Origin of the sequence: Couchioplanes caeruleus, assembly GCF_003751945.1 — a bacterium.
GTDB lineage: Bacteria > Actinomycetota > Actinomycetes > Mycobacteriales > Micromonosporaceae > Actinoplanes > Actinoplanes caeruleus.
Map to the genome: position 1 here is coordinate 1,259,693 of NZ_RJKL01000001.1, position 17,836 is coordinate 1,277,528.

Annotated in this window: 12 protein-coding genes; 4 read left to right on the forward strand and 8 right to left on the reverse strand. The window is 70.4% G+C overall.

Annotated features, from left to right (window positions below; genetic code table 11):
* Window positions 1–309 carry a hypothetical protein gene (locus tag EDD30_RS05510; protein ID WP_071802606.1) on the forward strand — a complete coding sequence of 103 codons (309 nt, stop codon included), beginning with the start codon at window positions 1–3 and terminating at the stop codon, window positions 307–309.
* 70 nt (window positions 310–379) lie between these two features.
* Here the strand turns inward: EDD30_RS05510 and EDD30_RS05515 are convergent, their stop codons facing one another.
* The 5 genes from EDD30_RS05515 to EDD30_RS05535 form a co-directional block, all read right to left on the reverse strand.
* Window positions 380–1,408, reverse strand: coding sequence for a GDP-mannose 4,6-dehydratase (locus EDD30_RS05515; protein WP_071802605.1), 1,029 nt, complete (start codon window positions 1,406–1,408; stop codon window positions 380–382).
* Window positions 1,409–1,485: 77 nt separating this feature from the next.
* Window positions 1,486–2,151 carry a helix-turn-helix transcriptional regulator gene (locus tag EDD30_RS05520; RefSeq protein WP_244945129.1) on the reverse strand — a complete coding sequence of 222 codons (666 nt, stop codon included), beginning with the start codon at window positions 2,149–2,151 and terminating at the stop codon, window positions 1,486–1,488.
* Between the two features lie 582 nt (window positions 2,152–2,733).
* A complete protein-coding gene (locus tag EDD30_RS05525) occupies window positions 2,734–5,415 on the reverse strand; it encodes a LuxR C-terminal-related transcriptional regulator (RefSeq protein WP_071802604.1) in 2,682 nt (893 codons plus the stop codon).
* 2 nt (window positions 5,416–5,417) lie between these two features.
* Window positions 5,418–8,189 carry a hypothetical protein gene (locus EDD30_RS05530; RefSeq protein ID WP_071802603.1) on the reverse strand — a complete coding sequence of 924 codons (2,772 nt, stop codon included), beginning with the start codon at window positions 8,187–8,189 and terminating at the stop codon, window positions 5,418–5,420.
* 149 nt (window positions 8,190–8,338) lie between these two features.
* The gene (locus tag EDD30_RS05535) at window positions 8,339–9,748 is read right to left on the reverse strand and encodes an acyl-CoA carboxylase subunit beta (RefSeq protein ID WP_071802602.1); all 1,410 of its coding nucleotides are present in this window, start codon (window positions 9,746–9,748) and stop codon (window positions 8,339–8,341) included.
* Window positions 9,749–9,875: 127 nt separating this feature from the next.
* Between EDD30_RS05535 and EDD30_RS05540 the strand changes: the two genes are divergently transcribed.
* Window positions 9,876–10,631, forward strand: coding sequence for an aminotransferase class IV (locus EDD30_RS05540; protein WP_071802601.1), 756 nt, complete (start codon window positions 9,876–9,878; stop codon window positions 10,629–10,631).
* Between the two features lie 214 nt (window positions 10,632–10,845).
* On the opposite strand, the gene EDD30_RS05545 is transcribed toward EDD30_RS05540, so the two are convergent.
* A complete protein-coding gene (locus EDD30_RS05545) occupies window positions 10,846–12,384 on the reverse strand; it encodes a CBM96 family carbohydrate-binding protein (protein ID WP_244945130.1) in 1,539 nt (512 codons plus the stop codon).
* Window positions 12,385–12,839: 455 nt separating this feature from the next.
* Between EDD30_RS05545 and EDD30_RS05550 the strand changes: the two genes are divergently transcribed.
* Window positions 12,840–13,331 (forward strand): CAP domain-containing protein, encoded by a 492-nt coding sequence (locus tag EDD30_RS05550; protein ID WP_244945131.1) that lies wholly within the window; start codon window positions 12,840–12,842, stop codon window positions 13,329–13,331.
* Between the two features lie 323 nt (window positions 13,332–13,654).
* On the forward strand, window positions 13,655–14,782 hold the full coding sequence (gene gsmA / locus EDD30_RS05555) for a sporangiospore maturation cell wall hydrolase GsmA (RefSeq protein ID WP_123678097.1): 1,128 nt from the start codon (window positions 13,655–13,657) through the stop codon (window positions 14,780–14,782).
* 433 nt (window positions 14,783–15,215) lie between these two features.
* Here gsmA and EDD30_RS05560 read toward each other — a convergent pair whose 3' ends face one another.
* Together EDD30_RS05560 and EDD30_RS05565 are read right to left on the reverse strand one after the other, a co-directional pair.
* Entirely contained in the window at window positions 15,216–16,853 is a 1,638-nt protein-coding gene (locus tag EDD30_RS05560) for an ABC transporter permease (protein ID WP_071808117.1), read from the reverse strand.
* Complete coding sequence (locus EDD30_RS05565; protein ID WP_084557009.1) at window positions 16,850–17,740, reverse strand: ABC transporter ATP-binding protein; 891 nt, start codon at window positions 17,738–17,740, stop codon at window positions 16,850–16,852. The genes EDD30_RS05560 and EDD30_RS05565 overlap by 4 nt, the downstream gene beginning before the upstream one ends.
* Between the last annotated feature and the right edge of the window lie 96 nt (window positions 17,741–17,836).

Below are 17,836 nucleotides of genomic sequence, written 5' to 3' on the forward strand. Positions count from 1 at the left end.
ATGACGGTAGACGTCACGACGCTGTCCCTGGACCTGTTCGCACCGGACCTCGAGGAGGATTCCTGCGACCCTCTCGACGACCTGATCGTCACACTGCTCATCGCACGGACGGCGCAGGCGCGAAGACACCGGGCGGCCCGCCGTGAGGCGGGGCTACCTGCCCGCACGATGGCCTCGGAGTATGCGATGGTGAAACGGTTCACGGCACGGCTCGGCCCTCGCGGCGCGGAGATCGCCCAGGTCGTGCTCGCGCTGACCCATTCCGCGGAGCTGACCCATTCCGCCCAGGAGCCGCCGCGGGCGGGTTAGGTCCGGCGGTGCGCGAGGAGCCGGGACCCTGAACGGGTGCCCGGCTCCTCGCATACCGTCGGGTGGCTGGTCACCAAGCCCCGGCGGTCATGAGGTCCGCGTACTCGTGCTCCCGGGTGACCTGCCGCAGATCGCACTCGACCATCATCCGGATGAGCTCCGGGAAGTCGACCGTGGGCGACCACCCGAGCTTCTCCTTCGCGATCGCCGGATCGGCGCACAGGATCTCCACCTCGGCCGGACGGACCAGGGCGGGGTCGATGACCACGTAGTCCTCCCAGTTCAGCCCGACGTGCTCGAACGCGATCCGGACGGCATCGCGCACCGAGTGCATCTGACCGGTGCCGATGACGTAGTCGCCGCATTCCGGCTGCTGCAGCATGAGATGCATGGCGCGCACGTAGTCTCCGGCGAATCCCCAGTCGCGTACCGAGTCGAGATTGCCCAGGTGGAGCTTCTCTTGGAGACCGAGCTTGATCCGGGCCACCGCGAGGGAGATCTTGCGGGTCACGAACTCGGCGCCGCGGCGCGGCGACTCGTGGTTGAAGAGCATGCCGGAGACCGCGTACATGCCGAAGCTCTCGCGGTAGTTGCGGGTGATGAAGTGCCCGTACGCCTTGGCGACGCCGTACGGGCTCCGCGGGTGGAACGGCGTACTCTCGCGCTGCGGCGTCTCGACGGCCTTGCCGAACATCTCCGACGAGGATGCCTGGTAGAAGCGGATCTGGGTGCCGCCGTTGCGAGAGTTGCCCAGACCGCTGACCATGCGGATGGCCTCCAGCACGCGGAGCACACCCATGCCGTTGATCTCCGTCACCAGCTCCGGCTGCTGCCAGGACATCGGAACGAAGGAGATGGCACCCAGGTTGTACACCTCGTCGGGCTGGACCCTCTCGATGGCGGAGACGAGGCTGGACTGGTCCATGAGGTCACCGTCCACGAAGGAGAGCTCGACGGCGAGGCGGCTCACCCGCAGCTTGCGCGGATTGGCTTGGCCACGGATCAGTCCCCAGACCTGATACCCCTCGTTGAGCAGGTGCTCGGCCAGATATGACCCGTCCTGGCCGGTGACTCCGGTGATTAGCGCACGCCTGGCCATTGCCTTCCCTTCACCGTCGACCGTCGACTGGGGTCACGCTACGAGGCACGGCACCCGCGAATTCACTAGATCAGTGGCTACTTGACGAAATCCTCGACCACCTTGGGCGGCCACACGCCGACGATGAGCACGCCCATCGAGTACGCACGCGAGACCAGCGCCGCACGGTTGGGAACCTTGAGCTTTCGCAACAGCCCGCTGACGTGGTACTCGACGCCCTGCCGACTGAGGAACAGCCGGGAGGCGAGCGGGATGGTGGACAGCCCGGCGGCGATACCCTCGAGGATCTTCGCGTCGATCTTGCTGAGAAGCGGCTTGCGGCGGACGATCGCCGACTCGTCGACGTCCTCCGCGTGGGGACGCATGAGGACGAGCACACCCGTGGCGTCCGGGGCGCCGCCCTGCACGGCGACGCCCGTCAGGGTGCCGGTCAGCGGCTCGTCGTCGCCGCGGAGGGCGATGACGCGACTGGCGAAGCGGTGGTGCTTGCCTTCCAGCAGATGTGAGAAATTGCGCAGGATCGGCGCCTGCAGGCTCGGGTGGATCAGATCGGCGAAGCGCCGTCCGCACAATGAGGCGGAGGTTTCCCCGAACCGCCGGAAGAACTCGGGATTGGCGTGCTGTATGGCCAGCGTCCGGTCCAGGTGCGCCATGCACAGACCCGTTTCCGAGTCGAGGGCGGTCTCGCCGGCTACGGGGGCGGCAGCGATCCGCGGCGGGGGCGTGACGGATCCAGTGAACATGGCGAGCCTCCGTTTATCAAAAGCCCGCAGCATCGTTCGTCTCGCGCCGGGGCGACTTTTTCAGCCCCGGCAATATTCGCAGGCACTGGATGCGAGCGGGGTGAAAGACGGCGCCAGTTTAGGAATCTTTAGAAGTGGGTGTCAAACGTCCGACCAGGATCCGAGAAAGGTCGTCCGCAGCGGAAGGCAAGGTACGGTGCCAGCACCGCGACGATCACCGTACGGTTCGGTCGGAGTCACTGCCTTGAGGCCGACCGAAGCACAAAGTCGCAGTTCAGGGCCGCCTTTGTCAGGCGGCAGCCCACCCGAACCCCACCCGAAGCGGCGGCACCGAACCCCGCCGGACACCGCCCTCTTCCCGCCTTCGGAAACACGGCGATGGCCTGCCGTTTATGCGCCCGAAAGGCTAACGGCACGGATGACCCTGGAAATTCACATCACTCCGGCATGGCCCGCAGTGCAACTCGCCACAGCGCCGGCAGACCAACCCGTCCGAACACCGAATAAAATGCACGTGAGATAGATATCGGGACTTTTCGATGTCAGATGAAAAGTGGGTACAGGGGCCCACGAATATCGTGGTCAGGAAATTCTTTGCGGCGGGGTGGAGACCGCGGCCAGCGAGGCGACGAGAGCGGACCTGCCGGCGACGTCGAGCTTGCGATAGCAGTTCGTGAGGTGCTTCTCCACCGCACGCCGGCTGACCTGCAACGTAGACGCGATCTCCTGATTGGTCAGGCCCCTCACCACAAATGAGACCACCAGGCGCTCCGCATTGGTCAATGAACGCTCGCGTGCGGCCCGACGTCCGGCGGCAGCGCTCCCCACCAGGTCGGACGCTCCGCAGACGAGCGCGATCGCGCTGCCTTCCTCGGTGGCGGCCCCGCCCTCGGCAGTGTCGGCACACGCTTGGCCGAGCGCCAGCAGCGCGCGGGCGAGTTCCCGCTCGTTCGCGGACCGCCGTAACACGACGACCGCTTCGCGCAGCAGTTCCACCCCGTGCTGCCCGCCCTCCAGGTGACCTTTCACGCGCAGGACCCGCCCCAGCTGCGCGGGCGCACCCCATGCCAGCGCCGCGGCATGCTCCTCGTCGAGCAGCGCCGTCGCCGTCCGCCGATCCCCGGCCCGGTGGTGAAGGACCGCGGTGTACACGCGCCAGGGCAGCAGTCCGGGGCCGTGCCATCCCGCAGCACCCAGGTCGGTGCCACATGCGAGCAGGACCTGCCGAGCAGCGACGACGCGTCCGGCGTCGGCGTCGACGCAGGCGCGCGTCATCCGCAGTGCGACCGACAGGCTCAACGAGCTCGGGCGTATCCGGGCGGCGACGCTGCCGGCCAGCGAGGCGTCACCGGTCTCCACCGCGACCGCCGCGAGGACGCAGAGTGCCAGCGCCTCGGTCTCCGAGCCGGGTGCGGCCAGGTGCGCGATGCGTTCGGCGCAGGTACGGGCGGCAAAGAGCCGGCCGCGGCCCACCAGCACGTGTGCCCGCAGCGCCTCCATCTGGATCTCCGTGGCCGGCGGCAGACCGGGCCCGGCCCGGTTCGCGCCGGCGGCCAACCAGCGCGCTGCGCCGTCGAGCGCATCCGCGGCGACCAGCGCGAGCACGGTCAGCGGGAGGGTCGCCTGGGTCCGGATGCCGGCCAGCGTCTCCCGCTCGAGGATCCGCAGGCCCAGATCGGCGACGGTCGCGGCGTTCAGCCGCCCGGTGACCGCGGCGGCGTTCAGCAGCACCGCGACCAGGCTGCGTTCGGCGGCCGACTCCAGCGACGTCACCGCGCCCAGCCGCCGCAGCCGGGCGAGGGCACGATCGAGTTCGCCGGGCTCCTCCATCTCGGCGTGCCACAGCCGGGCCTCGACACCGCAAGCCGCATCCAGCGCGGCAGCGTCACCGGCCGCAGGGGCGCCGAGGTCGCGCGCCGCCCGCCGGAAGAGGTCCACCACATCCGGACGCGGCATGACGAGCACCGCGGGCGGAATGCGCAAGGCCACGGCAGCCCGGTCCCGGGGATCGTCGAACAGCGACGCCGCTTGATCGACCCAGCGGTCGGCGGCCTGGGGGTCGTCGTCCCGCACAGCGTCCGCCAGGTCGATCAACAGCCAGGCCCGGTCCTGACCCAGCCCGGAGCTGTCGAGCAGGGCACGATGCAGATATCCGATGGCGGCCTCGGCACTCCCCCGACGGTGCGCGGCGAGGGCGGCCGCGCGCAGCACCTCGACCAACCAGGACCGTTGCAGCGTGGGCACCGCGATCAGATGCCGGGCCACGTCCTCGGCCGGAAATCCGCGGCTGTGGAGCGCGTCGGCGGCGGCCGTGTGCGCGCGCAGCCGCTCGACCATCGGGACGTCGAACTCGATGGCGCCGCGGACGCCGGGGCGGGTGAACCGCGGGTGTCCGGTGGCCGCCATCAGTCCGAGGTCGCGCAGCGCGCGCAGACTCGTCGCGACCTCCGCCCGGTCGACCCCGCCGACCTCGGCCAGCAACGAGACCTCGGCATGGTCCCCCAGGACGGTGACAGCCGTGGCGACCGCCCGCACCTCGCTCGGCTGCCGGGCCAGTACCCCGAGAATCCGGTCACACAGGCCGACCGGTTCCGCGGCAGCGATCTTCGCGGCGTGCCCGGCGTCCGGCGTCATGCCCGTCGCCAGTGCGTGAGCGGCCAGCTCCGCCAACACCAGGGGGTTCCCGTCGGCGGCTCGCTGACAGGCGTCCGCGAAGCGGTTGTCCGTGTCGGCGCCGAGCGAGCCCCGCAGGAACTCGCGCGCGGCGGCCGAGGTCAGCGGGGCGGGCCGCAGCACGGCGTCGGCGGCCTCCGTGATCTGAAGTACCAGCGGATGGCGGCTCTCCACCTCACCGTCCCGGACGGCGCAGACCATCAGCACCGGCAGGCCGTCGAGGTGCAGGGCGAGTTCCGCCAGCCAGGCCAGGGACGGCTGGTCGGCGTCCTGCAGATCGTCCACGATCAGCAGCACCGGTCCGGGGACGGCGAGGCGGCTGACCACCTGCCTCGGATCCCGGCTCCCGCTCGTACCTGATGGCAGGCCATCGAGCAACTGGCGCACCACACCCCAGGCGACGTCTCGGTCACCGGGAAGCCCGGCGGCGCGCAGCACCCGCGTACCGGCGGCGGACGGAATCGCACGCAGCAGCGCGGACCGCCCGATGCCGAGCGGCCCGCGGACCACGACCAGCTCGGATCGGCCGGTTCTCGCCCAGCCCAGTCCCGCCTCGATCCGGGTCAGCTCGCCCGAGCGCTCGAGCAGCATCGTCACCCGCTCTCGGCGGCCCGGACCAAGGACCGCAGGTCGTCACGCCCGCTGAGGCGCATCGCCCGGTAGACCCGGCTGAGCCTCAGCTCGACGGCGCGCTGGGAGATCGACAACAGCACGGCGATGTGCCGGTTCAGGTTGCCGCGGCCCGCCAGGACGGCGGTGAGCCGGTCCTTCTCCGACAACGCGGCCCAGCCCGGATGGAGCATGAGGGCACCCGGCGCCGAAGCGATCGATGGAGGTCCGGGCACCACCGCGGCGGGCTCCGGGCGCAGCGTTTCGCGTATCGGGCCCAGCCGCCGGGCGAGCCGGCCACAGGGGTATGCGGCAGCCACACTCTCGGCAGTGCTCAGCCAGTGCCGGGCGGCGTCGTGCTCGCCACGGGCCAGGTGGGTGTCCGCGAGTTCTGCGGTTGTCCAGCCCAGTGTCAGCCGCGCCGGCGAGCGGCGCAGCAATCGCACGGCCTCGTACACCCCGGCGGCGTCCTCCGGCTTCCCGGAGCCGGAGGCCGCGACTCGCAGCCGGGTTCGGGCGGCCCAGCCGAGCGCGGCGGGCGCGCCCCAGCGGCGCGCGAGGGCCGACTCCTCGGCGGCGACCTGGCGGGCCCGTCCGAGATCGCCCAGATGTAGCCAGACCTCCGCTGCCAGCGACCGCCATGGCAACAGCGCCGGGTTCATCCAGCCCTGCCGGGCCAACGCCCGACCGCAGTGATGCAGCAGGTCGGCGGCATCGGCGGGCCGACAGTCCCCCCATGCGGCCAAGGCCCGGGCGAACAGGAGAAACGGCCAGTACGGCCCCTCCTCCACCCCGGCCGGCACCGCGGCGCCGGCCAGTTTCTGTACGGTGGCGCGGTCGTCCGCCTCCAGGCTCAGCGCGATCCGGACGGTCAGCAGCAGGGGCAGTATCAGCGGGTGCCAGCTGGCCGAAGGCAGGACGCGTTCGCCGTCCTGGAGATCTCGGGCGGCCAGATCGAGCCGGCCGCGGCGCATTTGCAGCTCCGCACGCATTCCCAGGACACGAGCCAACGGCGCGGTTGCGTGCCCGCCACGCAGTTGGCCGGCCAGTCGGTCGAGAGCGAGCCCCGCCTCATCCAGCTCGTCGGCCAGGATGAGAGCCCGGCAGGCAGCCAGCTGCGGCATCACCTCGACGGAGTCGCCGCTCAGCGCATGCCGTGCCAGGGCCACGGCAGTCGCACGGTCGCCGGCGCGAACCGCCAGGCTCCAGGCACGCACGCCCGCCTGGGCCGGGCACCGGGGCCGGTCAGCTAGCGCCGGCATGGCGGGCGCGACCAGGTCGGCGGGATGTGAACGCAGTTCGTCGGCGAGCGCGCCCAACGCCAGCAGCCGTTCCCGCTCGTCCGGTCCGACCCTGCCCAGCGCCCGAAGGACGGCGCGGCGGGTCCGGTCGGCGTCGCCCCGGGCAAGGCACAGGTCGACGGCCGCCACCACGGCCCGGCTCGGGTGGTGGCCGTCCGTCCGGGCGATCTCGGCCAGCCTCCGGTCGCTGGCCTCGGGTCCCGTGGCCGCCTCCATCCCGGCCAGTTCGATCCCGATGCGTCCGCGCAGGACGGGGCTGAGCGGCTCGTCGAGTACCCGGGCGAGATGGGCCACGCCGCGCTCGTACCGGCCGGCCCGGCACAGGATGGCGGAGCTACGCCGGAGCCGGTGCACGGCCCACCGGGCGCCCACCGGACGCGCCGACAGCAACAGATCGGCGACTTCTTCGTCGGCCGCACCGGACCGGTGCGCCAGCTCCGCCGCGCGAGCGTGCAGGTCGGCCCGCTCCTCGACGGAGAGCTCGTCCAGCAACCGTTCGGCGACGTGGGGCGAGATCGGCCGTACGCGGTCGCCGTCGCCGACCGTGAGGCCGCAGGCGTCCAGCATCGCGCGCATCCGAGGGGCGCTCGAGGTAAGCGGTGGCGCCAGCGTGTAGACCAGCGGCAGATCGAGCAGGCCGTCGCAGACCGCCACAGCGCGCAGCACCGCGATCACTTCCGCGGGCACGTCGCGCAATACCCGTAAGGTGAAGTCCACCCAGGCCGAGCCAGCGGCCGCTTCCAGTTCGGCCACGTGAGCGGCGACCGGTCGGTGCGGTCCGGCACGGAAGAGCCGCAGCGAGTCGCCCAGCACCTCCGGGCTGCCCGCGCTGAGACGGGCGGCGGCCGCCGCGAACGCCGAGTCGGGCTTGGCGCCGCAGCATGCCTCGACGACACGTGCGACGCCGGACGGTGTCAGCGGCGGCAGCCGAATCTCCGTCACCGGGACCCGGTCCGGGTGCAATGCGGCCCGATCCGGCCGGTCCAGCGATCGGCTCCCGGCGAGCAGCACCGCCATAGGCAGCCCGGGAAGGTGCCGCAGGAACGCCCGGAACCAGCGCTGCGAGTGGTCGTCCCACGCGTGCGCATCGTGGATGACGACCAGGGCGGGTCTGCCGTGCAGGGCCTGGACCGCCGATAGGACAACCGGCATCGCTTCCGCCTCGGCGGCCGCGGACCGACCGCCGGTGGCACCACCGGCGAATCGGGCGGTGAACCGGCGCACCGCCGCGTACGGGTGGGGCTGCTCATCCCGACCGGCGCGGGCCTGGAGCACCAGCATGCCCTGATCCGCGGCATCACGGGCGAGCAGCCGGACGAGTGCCGGCTGACCGTTGCCACGCCGTCCACAGAGAACCGTGACGGACGGCCTGCCGGCGCGGGCCTCGGAGAGCGCCGCGCCGATGCGCCGCAGATACGTTCGGCGCTCGACGAGGTCCGGGTTCGGATCGGTCACGCCACTCCCGAGCTAGGGCGGCACGCCGGAGTCCGGACCGCCTCGTTCCATACGCTACACATCATGATCAGGGGGTCACGAACGGTAAACCCATATCGCACCCGAGATAAAGAGGGGAACATCAATCTCTTTAGGGGTTGACATTCCTCTTAAAGAGGGATGTTCCCGTGTACTCCGCGAGCCGGCAGCGCCTGGGCCAGCGCCTCGGCGATCTTCGATCGCGTCCGGGCCGGCTCGATCACCTCGTCGATCAGGCCGAGCTCCACGGCCCGATCCACGCCGCCGGCCTCCGCCTCGTGCTCGGCGATCAGCCGAGCCTCAAGCTCCGGCCGCTCGGCCTCCGAGCACGCCGCCAGCTCCCTCCTCTTGAGAATGCCCACGGCGGCCTTCGCACCCATCACCGCGACCTCGGCACCCGGCCAGGCCAGCACGCGCGTCGCGCCCAGCGAGCGGGAGTTCATCGCGATGTACGCGCCGCCGTACGACTTGCGCATGTAGAGAGTCACCCGGGGCACCACCGCCTCCGCGAACGCATGCAGGAGCTTGGCGCCGCGACGTACCACCCCACCCAGCTCCTGATCCACCCCGGGAAGGTAGCCGGGCACGTCGACCAGGACCACGAGCGGGATCGCGAAGGCGTCGCACAAGCGGACGAATCGCGAGGCCTTCTCCGCCGACAACGAGTCCAGGCAACCGCCCTTGCGCAACGGGTTGTTGGCCACCACCCCGACCGTGTGACCGGCCAGCCGGCCGAAACCCGTGACGATGTTCGGCGCCCACTTGGCCTGCAGTTCCTCGAACGAGCCGCCGTCCAGGACATCCTTGACCACCGGGCGTACGTCGTACGCGCGCCGCGTATTCTCCGGCAGCCCTTCCACCGCCGTGACGGCGCTGACTGCGCTGAGATCCCAGCGTCCGGGGCGGGCGAGCAGTACCGCCAGCCGACGGCAGCGCCGGTACGCATCGGCCTCGTCACCGGCGACGATGTGCGCCACCCCTGAGTGCCTGCCGTGCGCCACCGGGCCCCCGAGACCCTCTTGGTCGATCTCCTCACCAGTGACCGAGCGCACCACGTCCGGGCCGGTGACGAATATTCGTCCGGCGTCGCTCATGATCACCACGTCGGTCAGCGCCGGCCCGTACGCCGCACCGCCGGCGGCAGGTCCGACCACGACCGACAGCTGCGGTACCCGCCCCGAGGCTCGGACCATCGCCGCGAACACGTGACCGACTCCGTCCATCGACATCACGCCCTCGGCCAGCCGCGCACCGCCGGAGTGCCAGATACCGATCACCGGCACCCGGTGCTCGACCGCCAGGTCGATCGCCTCGGCGATGCGGCGGCAGCCGAGCGAACCCATCGCGCCGCCCATCCGGGTGCCGTCGGTGCAGAAGACGACCACGTCCAGGCCGTCGATGCGGCCGCGCGCGGCGAGCACCCCGAGATCGTCCGGATCGTGCAGCAACGTCTCGGTGTCCACGTCGACCATCTGGCGGATCCGCAGGAGCGGGTCGCGCACGTCCACGGATTTCTCGACGGCATTGATAACCGCTGTCATGAGGGTCCCCTCCTTGGCAACTGTCAGCGCAATACAACGGCACCGGAGGTAAGCGAATTGCTAGATTCGATGCTTCCCCGGCGCGCGCCGGGGAACGCGGACGACACGGCGGTGTCAGACTGCCGCCATGACGGCGATCGATAATCTCGCGCTCACCGGGTACGGGCACTTCACCACGATGCGGGTCGAGCACGGGGCGGTCCGCGGTCTCACGCTGCACCTCGATCGGCTGGTGGCCGACTGCGCCACGGTGTTCGGGACCGAGCTGTCCCGTACGTACGTCCGGGAGTGCATCCGGACGGTGCTCCGTGACGCCGCGGGACCGCTGACGGTGCGCGTCACCGTCGCCGACCCCGAGTTGGCGGTGACCCATCCCGCCGCCCCGTCCCACCCGCAGATCTTCGTCACGACCCGCGCCGCCTCTCCGGTCGGCCTACCGCCGCTGCGGGTCCGTTCCGTGCGGCACGACCGTGGCGTACCCGCGGTCAAACACACGGGGCTGTTCGGCTCACTGTACGAACGCCGCCGCGCACAGCTGGACGGATACGACGACGCGCTGTTCGTTGATGGAGACGGATCAGTCAGCGAGGGCGTGACCTGGAACGTGGGCTTCGTCGCGAGTGACAGCACCCTCATCTGGCCGCGGGCTCAGGTGCTGTCCGGCGTGACCATGCGACTTGTCGCCGGAGCGCACACCGGCCCGCAGCGCACGGAACCGGTTCCACTGGCCCACCTGCCGACGATGGTGGCCGCCTTCGCCACCAACTCCGCCGGCGGAATCCGGCCCGTCGCCTCCATCGACACCCTCAGGTTCAGCACCGCCCACGAGGCGCTGGACCTGCTGGCCAGGCAGTACGCAGGGATCGAGCCGGAATACATCTGACCCGACCGTCGTCCCGGCAGGCCCGTGACACAGCGGTGCTCACCGCAGCGATGTGCCGACGTTTGGGTGCTCCCCCTCTGCGGTCGGAACCATCCTCGCCCCGGCCTTGCCGCGCTGGGGCGTGCGGCTCCTTGTTGCCTCCACGTAACGGGCAACGAGGAAAGCGCCGCCCGGTGTGGCCGGGCGGCGCTTTCCTCGTCTGTGGAGGCTTGGGTCAGCCGAGCTTGACGTTGAAGATCGGGTTGGCGGCCAGCTTCTTGAAGGCGGCCAGGCCGGCCGGCGTGCTGTCGATGCTGATGTCGCGGTTGCCCTCGTCGTCGGCCTTGGTGTCGAAGTGCACGATGGCCTTGATCGCGGGCCGCTTCACCAGCTCCGGCAGGACGCTGTGGTAGACGGGTGACTTGTCGGTGGCTTTGCCGATCTGGTGGTAGCCGCCCCATTCCGCGATCATGATCGGCTTGCCGGGGTGCTGGGTGGTGGCCCACTGGTAGAAGCCGGTGCCGCCGCCGGTCGGGGCGCGGTCGAGCAGGTCGGCGAAGTCACCGTAGTGGTAGTAGCCCTTCTCGACCGAGACGTAGGAGTCCAGGCCGATCCAGTCGACGATGTCGTCGCCCGGGTACAGGTCCTTCCACCAGGTCTGCGCCATCCACTTCTCGTTGCCCATGTAGGCCATCACGTTCACCACATTGCTCACGCCCTTGGACCGGAGACGCTCGATGGTGTGGCGGTACATGGCGGCGAAGTCCTTGGCCTGCCAGCCGGAACCGGCCTTGGCGACGACGTCGTTCTCGGGCTCGTGGTGCAGCACCAGGAAGGTCTTCTTGCCGTACGCCTTGATCCGGGTGGCGAACGCGTCGATCCGCTTGTCCTGCTCGCCCTGGGCGACCTTGGCCCAGGTGGAGCCGTAGGCGATCTTCCAGTTGAGCAGCAGGACCCGCGGGTGGGTCGCGTCGTTGGTCATGGCGATCTCGGCCTTGGTGGGGAACGGTTCGTCGCCCTTGTGGTAGGTGTGGAAGATGGTGGCGGTACGCCCGCTCAGCTTCTCCCAGTTGCGGTGCTCCACGTCGCGGGGCAGGCTGGTGAAACCGCCGGCGGCGCCGCCCCACAGCACGCCGCAGGAGGGCACCAGCAGTGCCCCGGTGACGCAGTCGTCGTTGCCGGCGCCGACCGGAGTGCTCGGCGTCGCGGGCACCGGGGTGGCTGCCGGCGCCTTGGCGATAGTGAGGACCAGCTCCGGGCCACCGCGGGCCTTGTTCTCCGCCGACTGGAACCGCACCGTGCCGTTGGTCAGCGACGACGTCACCGCGAACGAATAGGTGCCCGGGCCGGTCACCGCACGGCTGAGGTTGAACCCGATCCGGGTGTCGCTCGGGCGCGCAGTCACCGAGGCGACCGCGGAACCCAGCTTCGGGGCGTTGCCGGAGGTCAGCTTCGCCTCGGTCCACGAGGTACCCTCGACCCGTGAGACGGTGACCCTGCCGGAAGATTTGCCGGACGGGCTGAGGTACAGCCGCGCGGCCTTGACGTCCGCGCCGGCCGGAACCGTGAACTTGAGGTACGCGACCTTGCGGTCCTTGCCGAGCTTACCGACGGCGAGCTTGTCATTCGAGCCGAAAGTGGTGCTCTTACGGCCGCTGGAGGTGTAGCTGTCGTGGGCGGCCTTGATGGCCACCTGGACGGTGGAAGCCGCGGCGGCGGCGTTCGGCACCATGACAGCGGAGCTGCCGGCGATTACGGCGGTCAGAGCTGTCAACGACTTCGGCAGCTTGGCGCGTCGCAAAATGAAGTCTCCCCCGGTTCGTCCAGCCGCTGTCGGCCGAATACCTGGACGACACTCCGGGGCGAGCGGTGCGCACCGAGAGCGCGACAGGGTGCCACCCGGTTGCGGGTTCCGGCACCGATGAACACAATCCGTTCCCACCGGTTTACGGAAACCGGGGAGCCGGAGTGCATACCGCAGCGCTTCCCCATCGCGTCGCGGTGCGCCGCATCGGGGAGGCGGCGACCCGCCGCGTTCAGAAACTCGCACCCGTACGGCAACCGTCCGCTGACCGCTGCCGTAACCCTCGGACGGCAGGCACCTGGGCGGCAACTCAGCACTCACGGCAAGGCACCTGAACAGGCATCAGTGAATGCCGCCAGGCCTCCGAAGGGAATGGCGTACCTGGCGAACAAGCGCCGGGGCGGAGTTCCCGAAAGGTTGTGCCCGTGCCGAAGACCCTGGTCCGTCGCCTCGCCACCCTCGCGCTGATCCCCGCCGCCGCGTTCATCGGCCTGGTCATCGCCGGAGCGCCCGCGCAGGCGGCCGTGGTCTCCACCTCGACGCTGCAGACGCAGGTCGTGAGCCTGTCGAACCAGGCGCGGGTCAAGGCCGGCTGCAAGGCGCTGAAGGTCAACGCGGCGCTGCTCTGGGCCGCCCGCGGCCACAGCAAGTACATGGCCGCCAGCGGCAGGTTCAGCCACACCGGCGCCCGCAACTCCACGTTCGCCGCCCGGGCCCGCGCCGCCGGCTACACCGCCGCGCGCAGCGAGAACATCGCCTGGGGCTACCGCAGCGCCCGCGAGGTCGTCAACGGCTGGCTGAAGTCGCCGGGCCACCGTCGCAACCTGCTCGACTGCGGCGCCAGGACGTTCGCCGTCGGCGTCGTCTACTCGACCAACGGCACGCCGTACTACACGCAGATGTTCGGCAGCCGCTGACCTTACCCGTGCGCAAGACCGGCCCGCATGCCAGCCGATCACATGCAGGTCGATGTCGCGCACGTCGGCGAGCTTGTCCACGTCGTACCAGCGGTAGGTCGTGCCGCAGGCCGGACACGTCATTCCTGCGGCCAACCGGTCCATCGATCCGGATCACGTCGCGACGGCCGTAGGCGTCGGCCTTCCCACCTCTGTTTCGCGATCACGGGACAGCAGTTGCGGCAACTCGACCGCATCCTTTCGCAGCCGCGCACCGCAACGGCCCGTCGCGACCTTCGAACAGAGGCCGAAGCACGAAACCCGGCGAAATAAAGGGGACATTGATGCTGCCTACCACTACCCGCCGACTACTGGCACCGCTGCTGCTCATCGCGCTCGGTGCCGGGCCGGCCGTGGTGCCCGAGGCCGCCAATGCCGCCGGCGTATCCGCCACCGTGAAGGTCGGCAATACACTACGGGTCCGCTCGGCGCCCTCGCTGACGGCCAAGGTCGTCGGCACCGTGAAGAACAACCAGAGGGTCTCCGTCATCTGCGCGATCACCGGGCAGAAGGTGCGGGGATCGGTGCGCACCACGACCGCATGGGACCGCCTCAGTACCGGCCGCTACCTCTCGCACGCGTACGTCAAGACGTCGCGATCCATCCCGCGCTGCGCCACCAAGCCGGCCCGCGTCGCACCCCGCAAGACCAAACCGGCGACCGACAAGAAGTACGTCGTCGGCACCGTCAGAAGTCTGGACGGCGCCGTCCACCTCCGCGCCAGCGCAACCACATCCGCCGCCCGTAGGGATTCCGTCGTCAACGGCACGAAGCTCAACCTGGTCTGCCGGGTCGCCGGGACCCGGGTCGCCGGCACGGTACGCACCACCAACCAATGGAACCGGACCGCTGCCGGCACCTACATCTCACACGCCTACATGTACTCCGGCCCGTTGCCGGTGTGCGCAGCCTCGCGCACCCCCGCGCCGTCGGTGTCGCTCACCCCGGAGCAGTTCATCAAGAACTCGGTGCCGGGCGCGCAGCGCGGCTGGCGCGAGTACGGCGTCCCCGCCTCGGTGACGATCGCCCAGGCGATCCTCGAATCCGGCTGGGGCCGCAGCGGCCTCGCCTCGGTCGACAAGAACTACTTCGGCATCAAGTGCCAGAACGGTTCCTACGGGAAGCTGGCGAACGGCTGCCACACGTACCGCACCCAGGAGTGCACCAAGGCCGGCAACTGCTTCTCCACCTCGGCCGTCTTCCGGACGTACGCCACGCAGTCGCACTCGTTCCGGGACCACGGCAGCTTCCTGCGGGTGAACCCGCGCTACAAGCCGGCGTTCGCCTACACCAAGAACGCCAACAAGTTCATCTGGAAGGTCTGGAAGGCCGGCTACGCCACGGACCCCAACTACTACACCAAGGTCACCGGCATCATGGCTAAGTACAAGCTGTACCAGTACGACACCTGAAAGTAGACCGACGTGCCTTGCCCTCCGTGGATGGAAGCCGAATCGGGTACTGCGGCGACCTTGCGAGCGGCGGCGTTGAACGGCTGGCCGGTCTCCTCCGTGGCGGTCACGGGCCAGGTCGTTCGGTGGCTGTCCTGCTGATGGTGTCACTGTGATGCGCCACCGTCATCCGCCGGAGCCGCAATGCTGGGTCTGCTCGGTGATGATCGCTCCGGCGGCACCTCCCGGTATTCGCCATCGACCGTCCTTCCCGGGAAGGCGGCGAGGAAGGCGCGCCGCCTCAGCGCCTCGGCCGGCTGGTCTCGCGCGAGGACATACGGTGCATATGCCAGCGTGCTTCGCGGGGACGGTCAGCCGGTTGGCGGCACAGTCCCTGCGGCCCGCCCGGGTGCCGGTTGCGCAGGGCACAGCGCCGGGTCAGGGTCGGCCGATGTCAGGAAAGCAGATCGCGGCGCCGGTACCCGATCGCCCCGGCAGCAACCAGGATCAGCGTCACCACTGTCATGGCCGCGGTCGCCGGCCAGTTGGGAGCCGTGTGGGGCACCGCGGCGAGGTGCGCGAACGGCGATACGTCCACTACCCATTGCGGGGCGTTCACGCTCTGTGCGATGACCAGCAGCAGGAAGCCGCCCACGGTCGGCACCGCGCCGATGGCCGTCACGGCGCGGGGCAGCCAGCCGAACGCGAGGACCGCCGCGCCCACACTGAGCAGGGCGAGGGGCAGGGTGTTCCAGACGCCGCCCAGAGCCGCCGTAAGCCCCAGGTCTCCTGGCGTGGCCGTGACGCCGAGCCAGGTCGCGAGCCCGGCGACCGTCGTGAGGACGACTGCGCCGATCACCGCAGGAATCGTCTCGGCGGCAAGCAGCCGGATGCGCGAGACCGGCTGGGCGGCGAGCAGGGCGAGGTGGCGGCCGGCTTCGGCCTTCGCGAAGGCGTCCACCCGGCTGGCCGCGAACCCGCCGACCGGCAGAGCGAGCAGGGCGAAGATGGTGGCCGCGTAACCCTCGACCGTGGCCAGGCCGGTGAAACCGGCCTGCACGGCCGCGTCGGCGAAGGCCGGATTGTCGGTCAGGAACCTTGTCATCGTGTCGGCGATCAGCCCGATGAGCAGGAAGTAGGACGCGACGCCCGCGGCCCAGCCGCCCAGCGGAGGCAGCAGGCGGCGCAGCGCGAAACCCTCCACCGAGCCGAGCAGTGCCGTCCGTGAGGCCCGAGTGGCCGCCGGGGACCGCAGCGCGCCGCCGACGTCGCGACGACCCGCCACTGCGACAGCGGCCGTGGCCAAGAGGATCGCGGCCGCGGCGAGGACGAGCAGCGGCGCCCACCGGTTCCGGGCGTACGGCTGACTGAGCTCGAGGAGCCCGAACGGCGAGAGCCACCGCAGCCAGGCGACCGTGTCCACGCCGTCGCCCACCATCCGGGCGAGCAGCGTCACGGCGAGCACCGCGATCGCCGTACCGGTCGCCGCCGACCGCGCGGTATGGATCTGTGCGCTGAGCGCGGCCGTCGCGGCGAAGAACACGCCGAGCAGAGACAACCCGGCACCGTGGACGACGGCACCGTTCATGTCAGTGCCAGTGGCCGCCAGCGATGCTGAGACCGCCGCGCCGAACGCGACCGGGACCGCGCCGACGACGAGCAGGTGGGTGGCGAGGGCGGCCTGCAAGGGAACCCGTCCGGCCAGAAGGATGTCCCAGCGCCCCGCGTCTTCCTCGCCGCGGGTGATTCTCGTCGTGGTGAGCACACACCACACGCCGATCAGGGCGGCCAGCACGGTGCCGGTGCGCCAGACGGTGAACCCGCCCGGATCGTCCAGGGCCACCGGCTCACCGAACAGCGTGCGGATCGCGGGATTGGTGGCCAGCGACTGCAGGCCGCCGGCCACGGCGCTGTCAGCCATCAGCTGCTCGTAGGTGGCCGCGACGAGCGCCGACATGCCGGCGGCGAGAGCAACCACGACGAGCCCGCCGCGCCGGATCAGACGAGCGGCGAGTCCGGCGAGGGCACCCGCCGGCCGTCTCTGAACGGCGGCTCCCGGCCGTCGCGCCGCGGTCAGCGCCCGGGTACTCATCGGACCGGCTCGCCGTAGTAGTCGAGGAAGATCTCCTCCAGGGTTGGTTCCCGGACGGTGAGCGTGGCCACCTGGCTGGTGGCCAGCGCTTGCAGCGCGGGTCCTGGCGGGCCGGTCAACGCGAAACGCAGCGACCCGGGCGCGGTGTGGACGGATTCCACACCCGGCACCGTGTCCATCCGGGGCGGGGCGCCGGTGTACGTCACGGTGATCTCGGCGCGGTGCATCCGGCGCAGATCGGCGACGGTGGCGACCTCGACCAGGCGCCCGGAGCGCAGGATGCCCACCCGGTCGCACACCGCCTCGACCTCGGTGAGCATGTGCGAGCTCAGGAAGACTGTCTGGCCGCGGCCGCGGGCCTCGCCGACGGCGCGGCGGAACTCGCGTTCCATCAGCGGATCCAAACCGCTGGTGGGCTCGTCGAACACCAGCAGCGGCGCCCTCGTGGCGAACGCCGCCACCAGCGCCACCTTCTGCCGGTTGCCCGTCGAGTACGCCCGGCCCGGCTTGGACACGTCCAGCTCGAAGCGCTCCACCAGCTCGTCGCGGTACGCCATATCGACGCCGGGCCCGGTGCGGGCCAGCAGCTCCAACGACTCTGTCCCGGTCAGTTGGGGCCACAGGGCCACATCCGCGGGAACGTAGGCCAGGTGGCGGTGAGCGCGGGCCACGTCGGCCGCGTCGTCGCCGAAGACCGAGGCGTGGCCGGCGGACGGTCGCGCCAGCCCGAGCAGCAGCCGGATGGTGGTGGACTTGCCGGCGCCGTTGGGTCCGAGGAAACCGAACACCTCTCCGGCCGGGACCTCCAGCGTCAGGTCGTCGAGCGCCAGCACCCGCCGTCCATACCGCTTCGTCAGACTCTCGGTGCGCAGGGCGATCTTGTTCATCGACGGCCTCCGGTCACATGCGGAAACAGAACCGCCGACCAGGCTTCCCGGCACACCTGAACTCACCGTACTCCTGTCTCGCCGAGACGAGAAGGG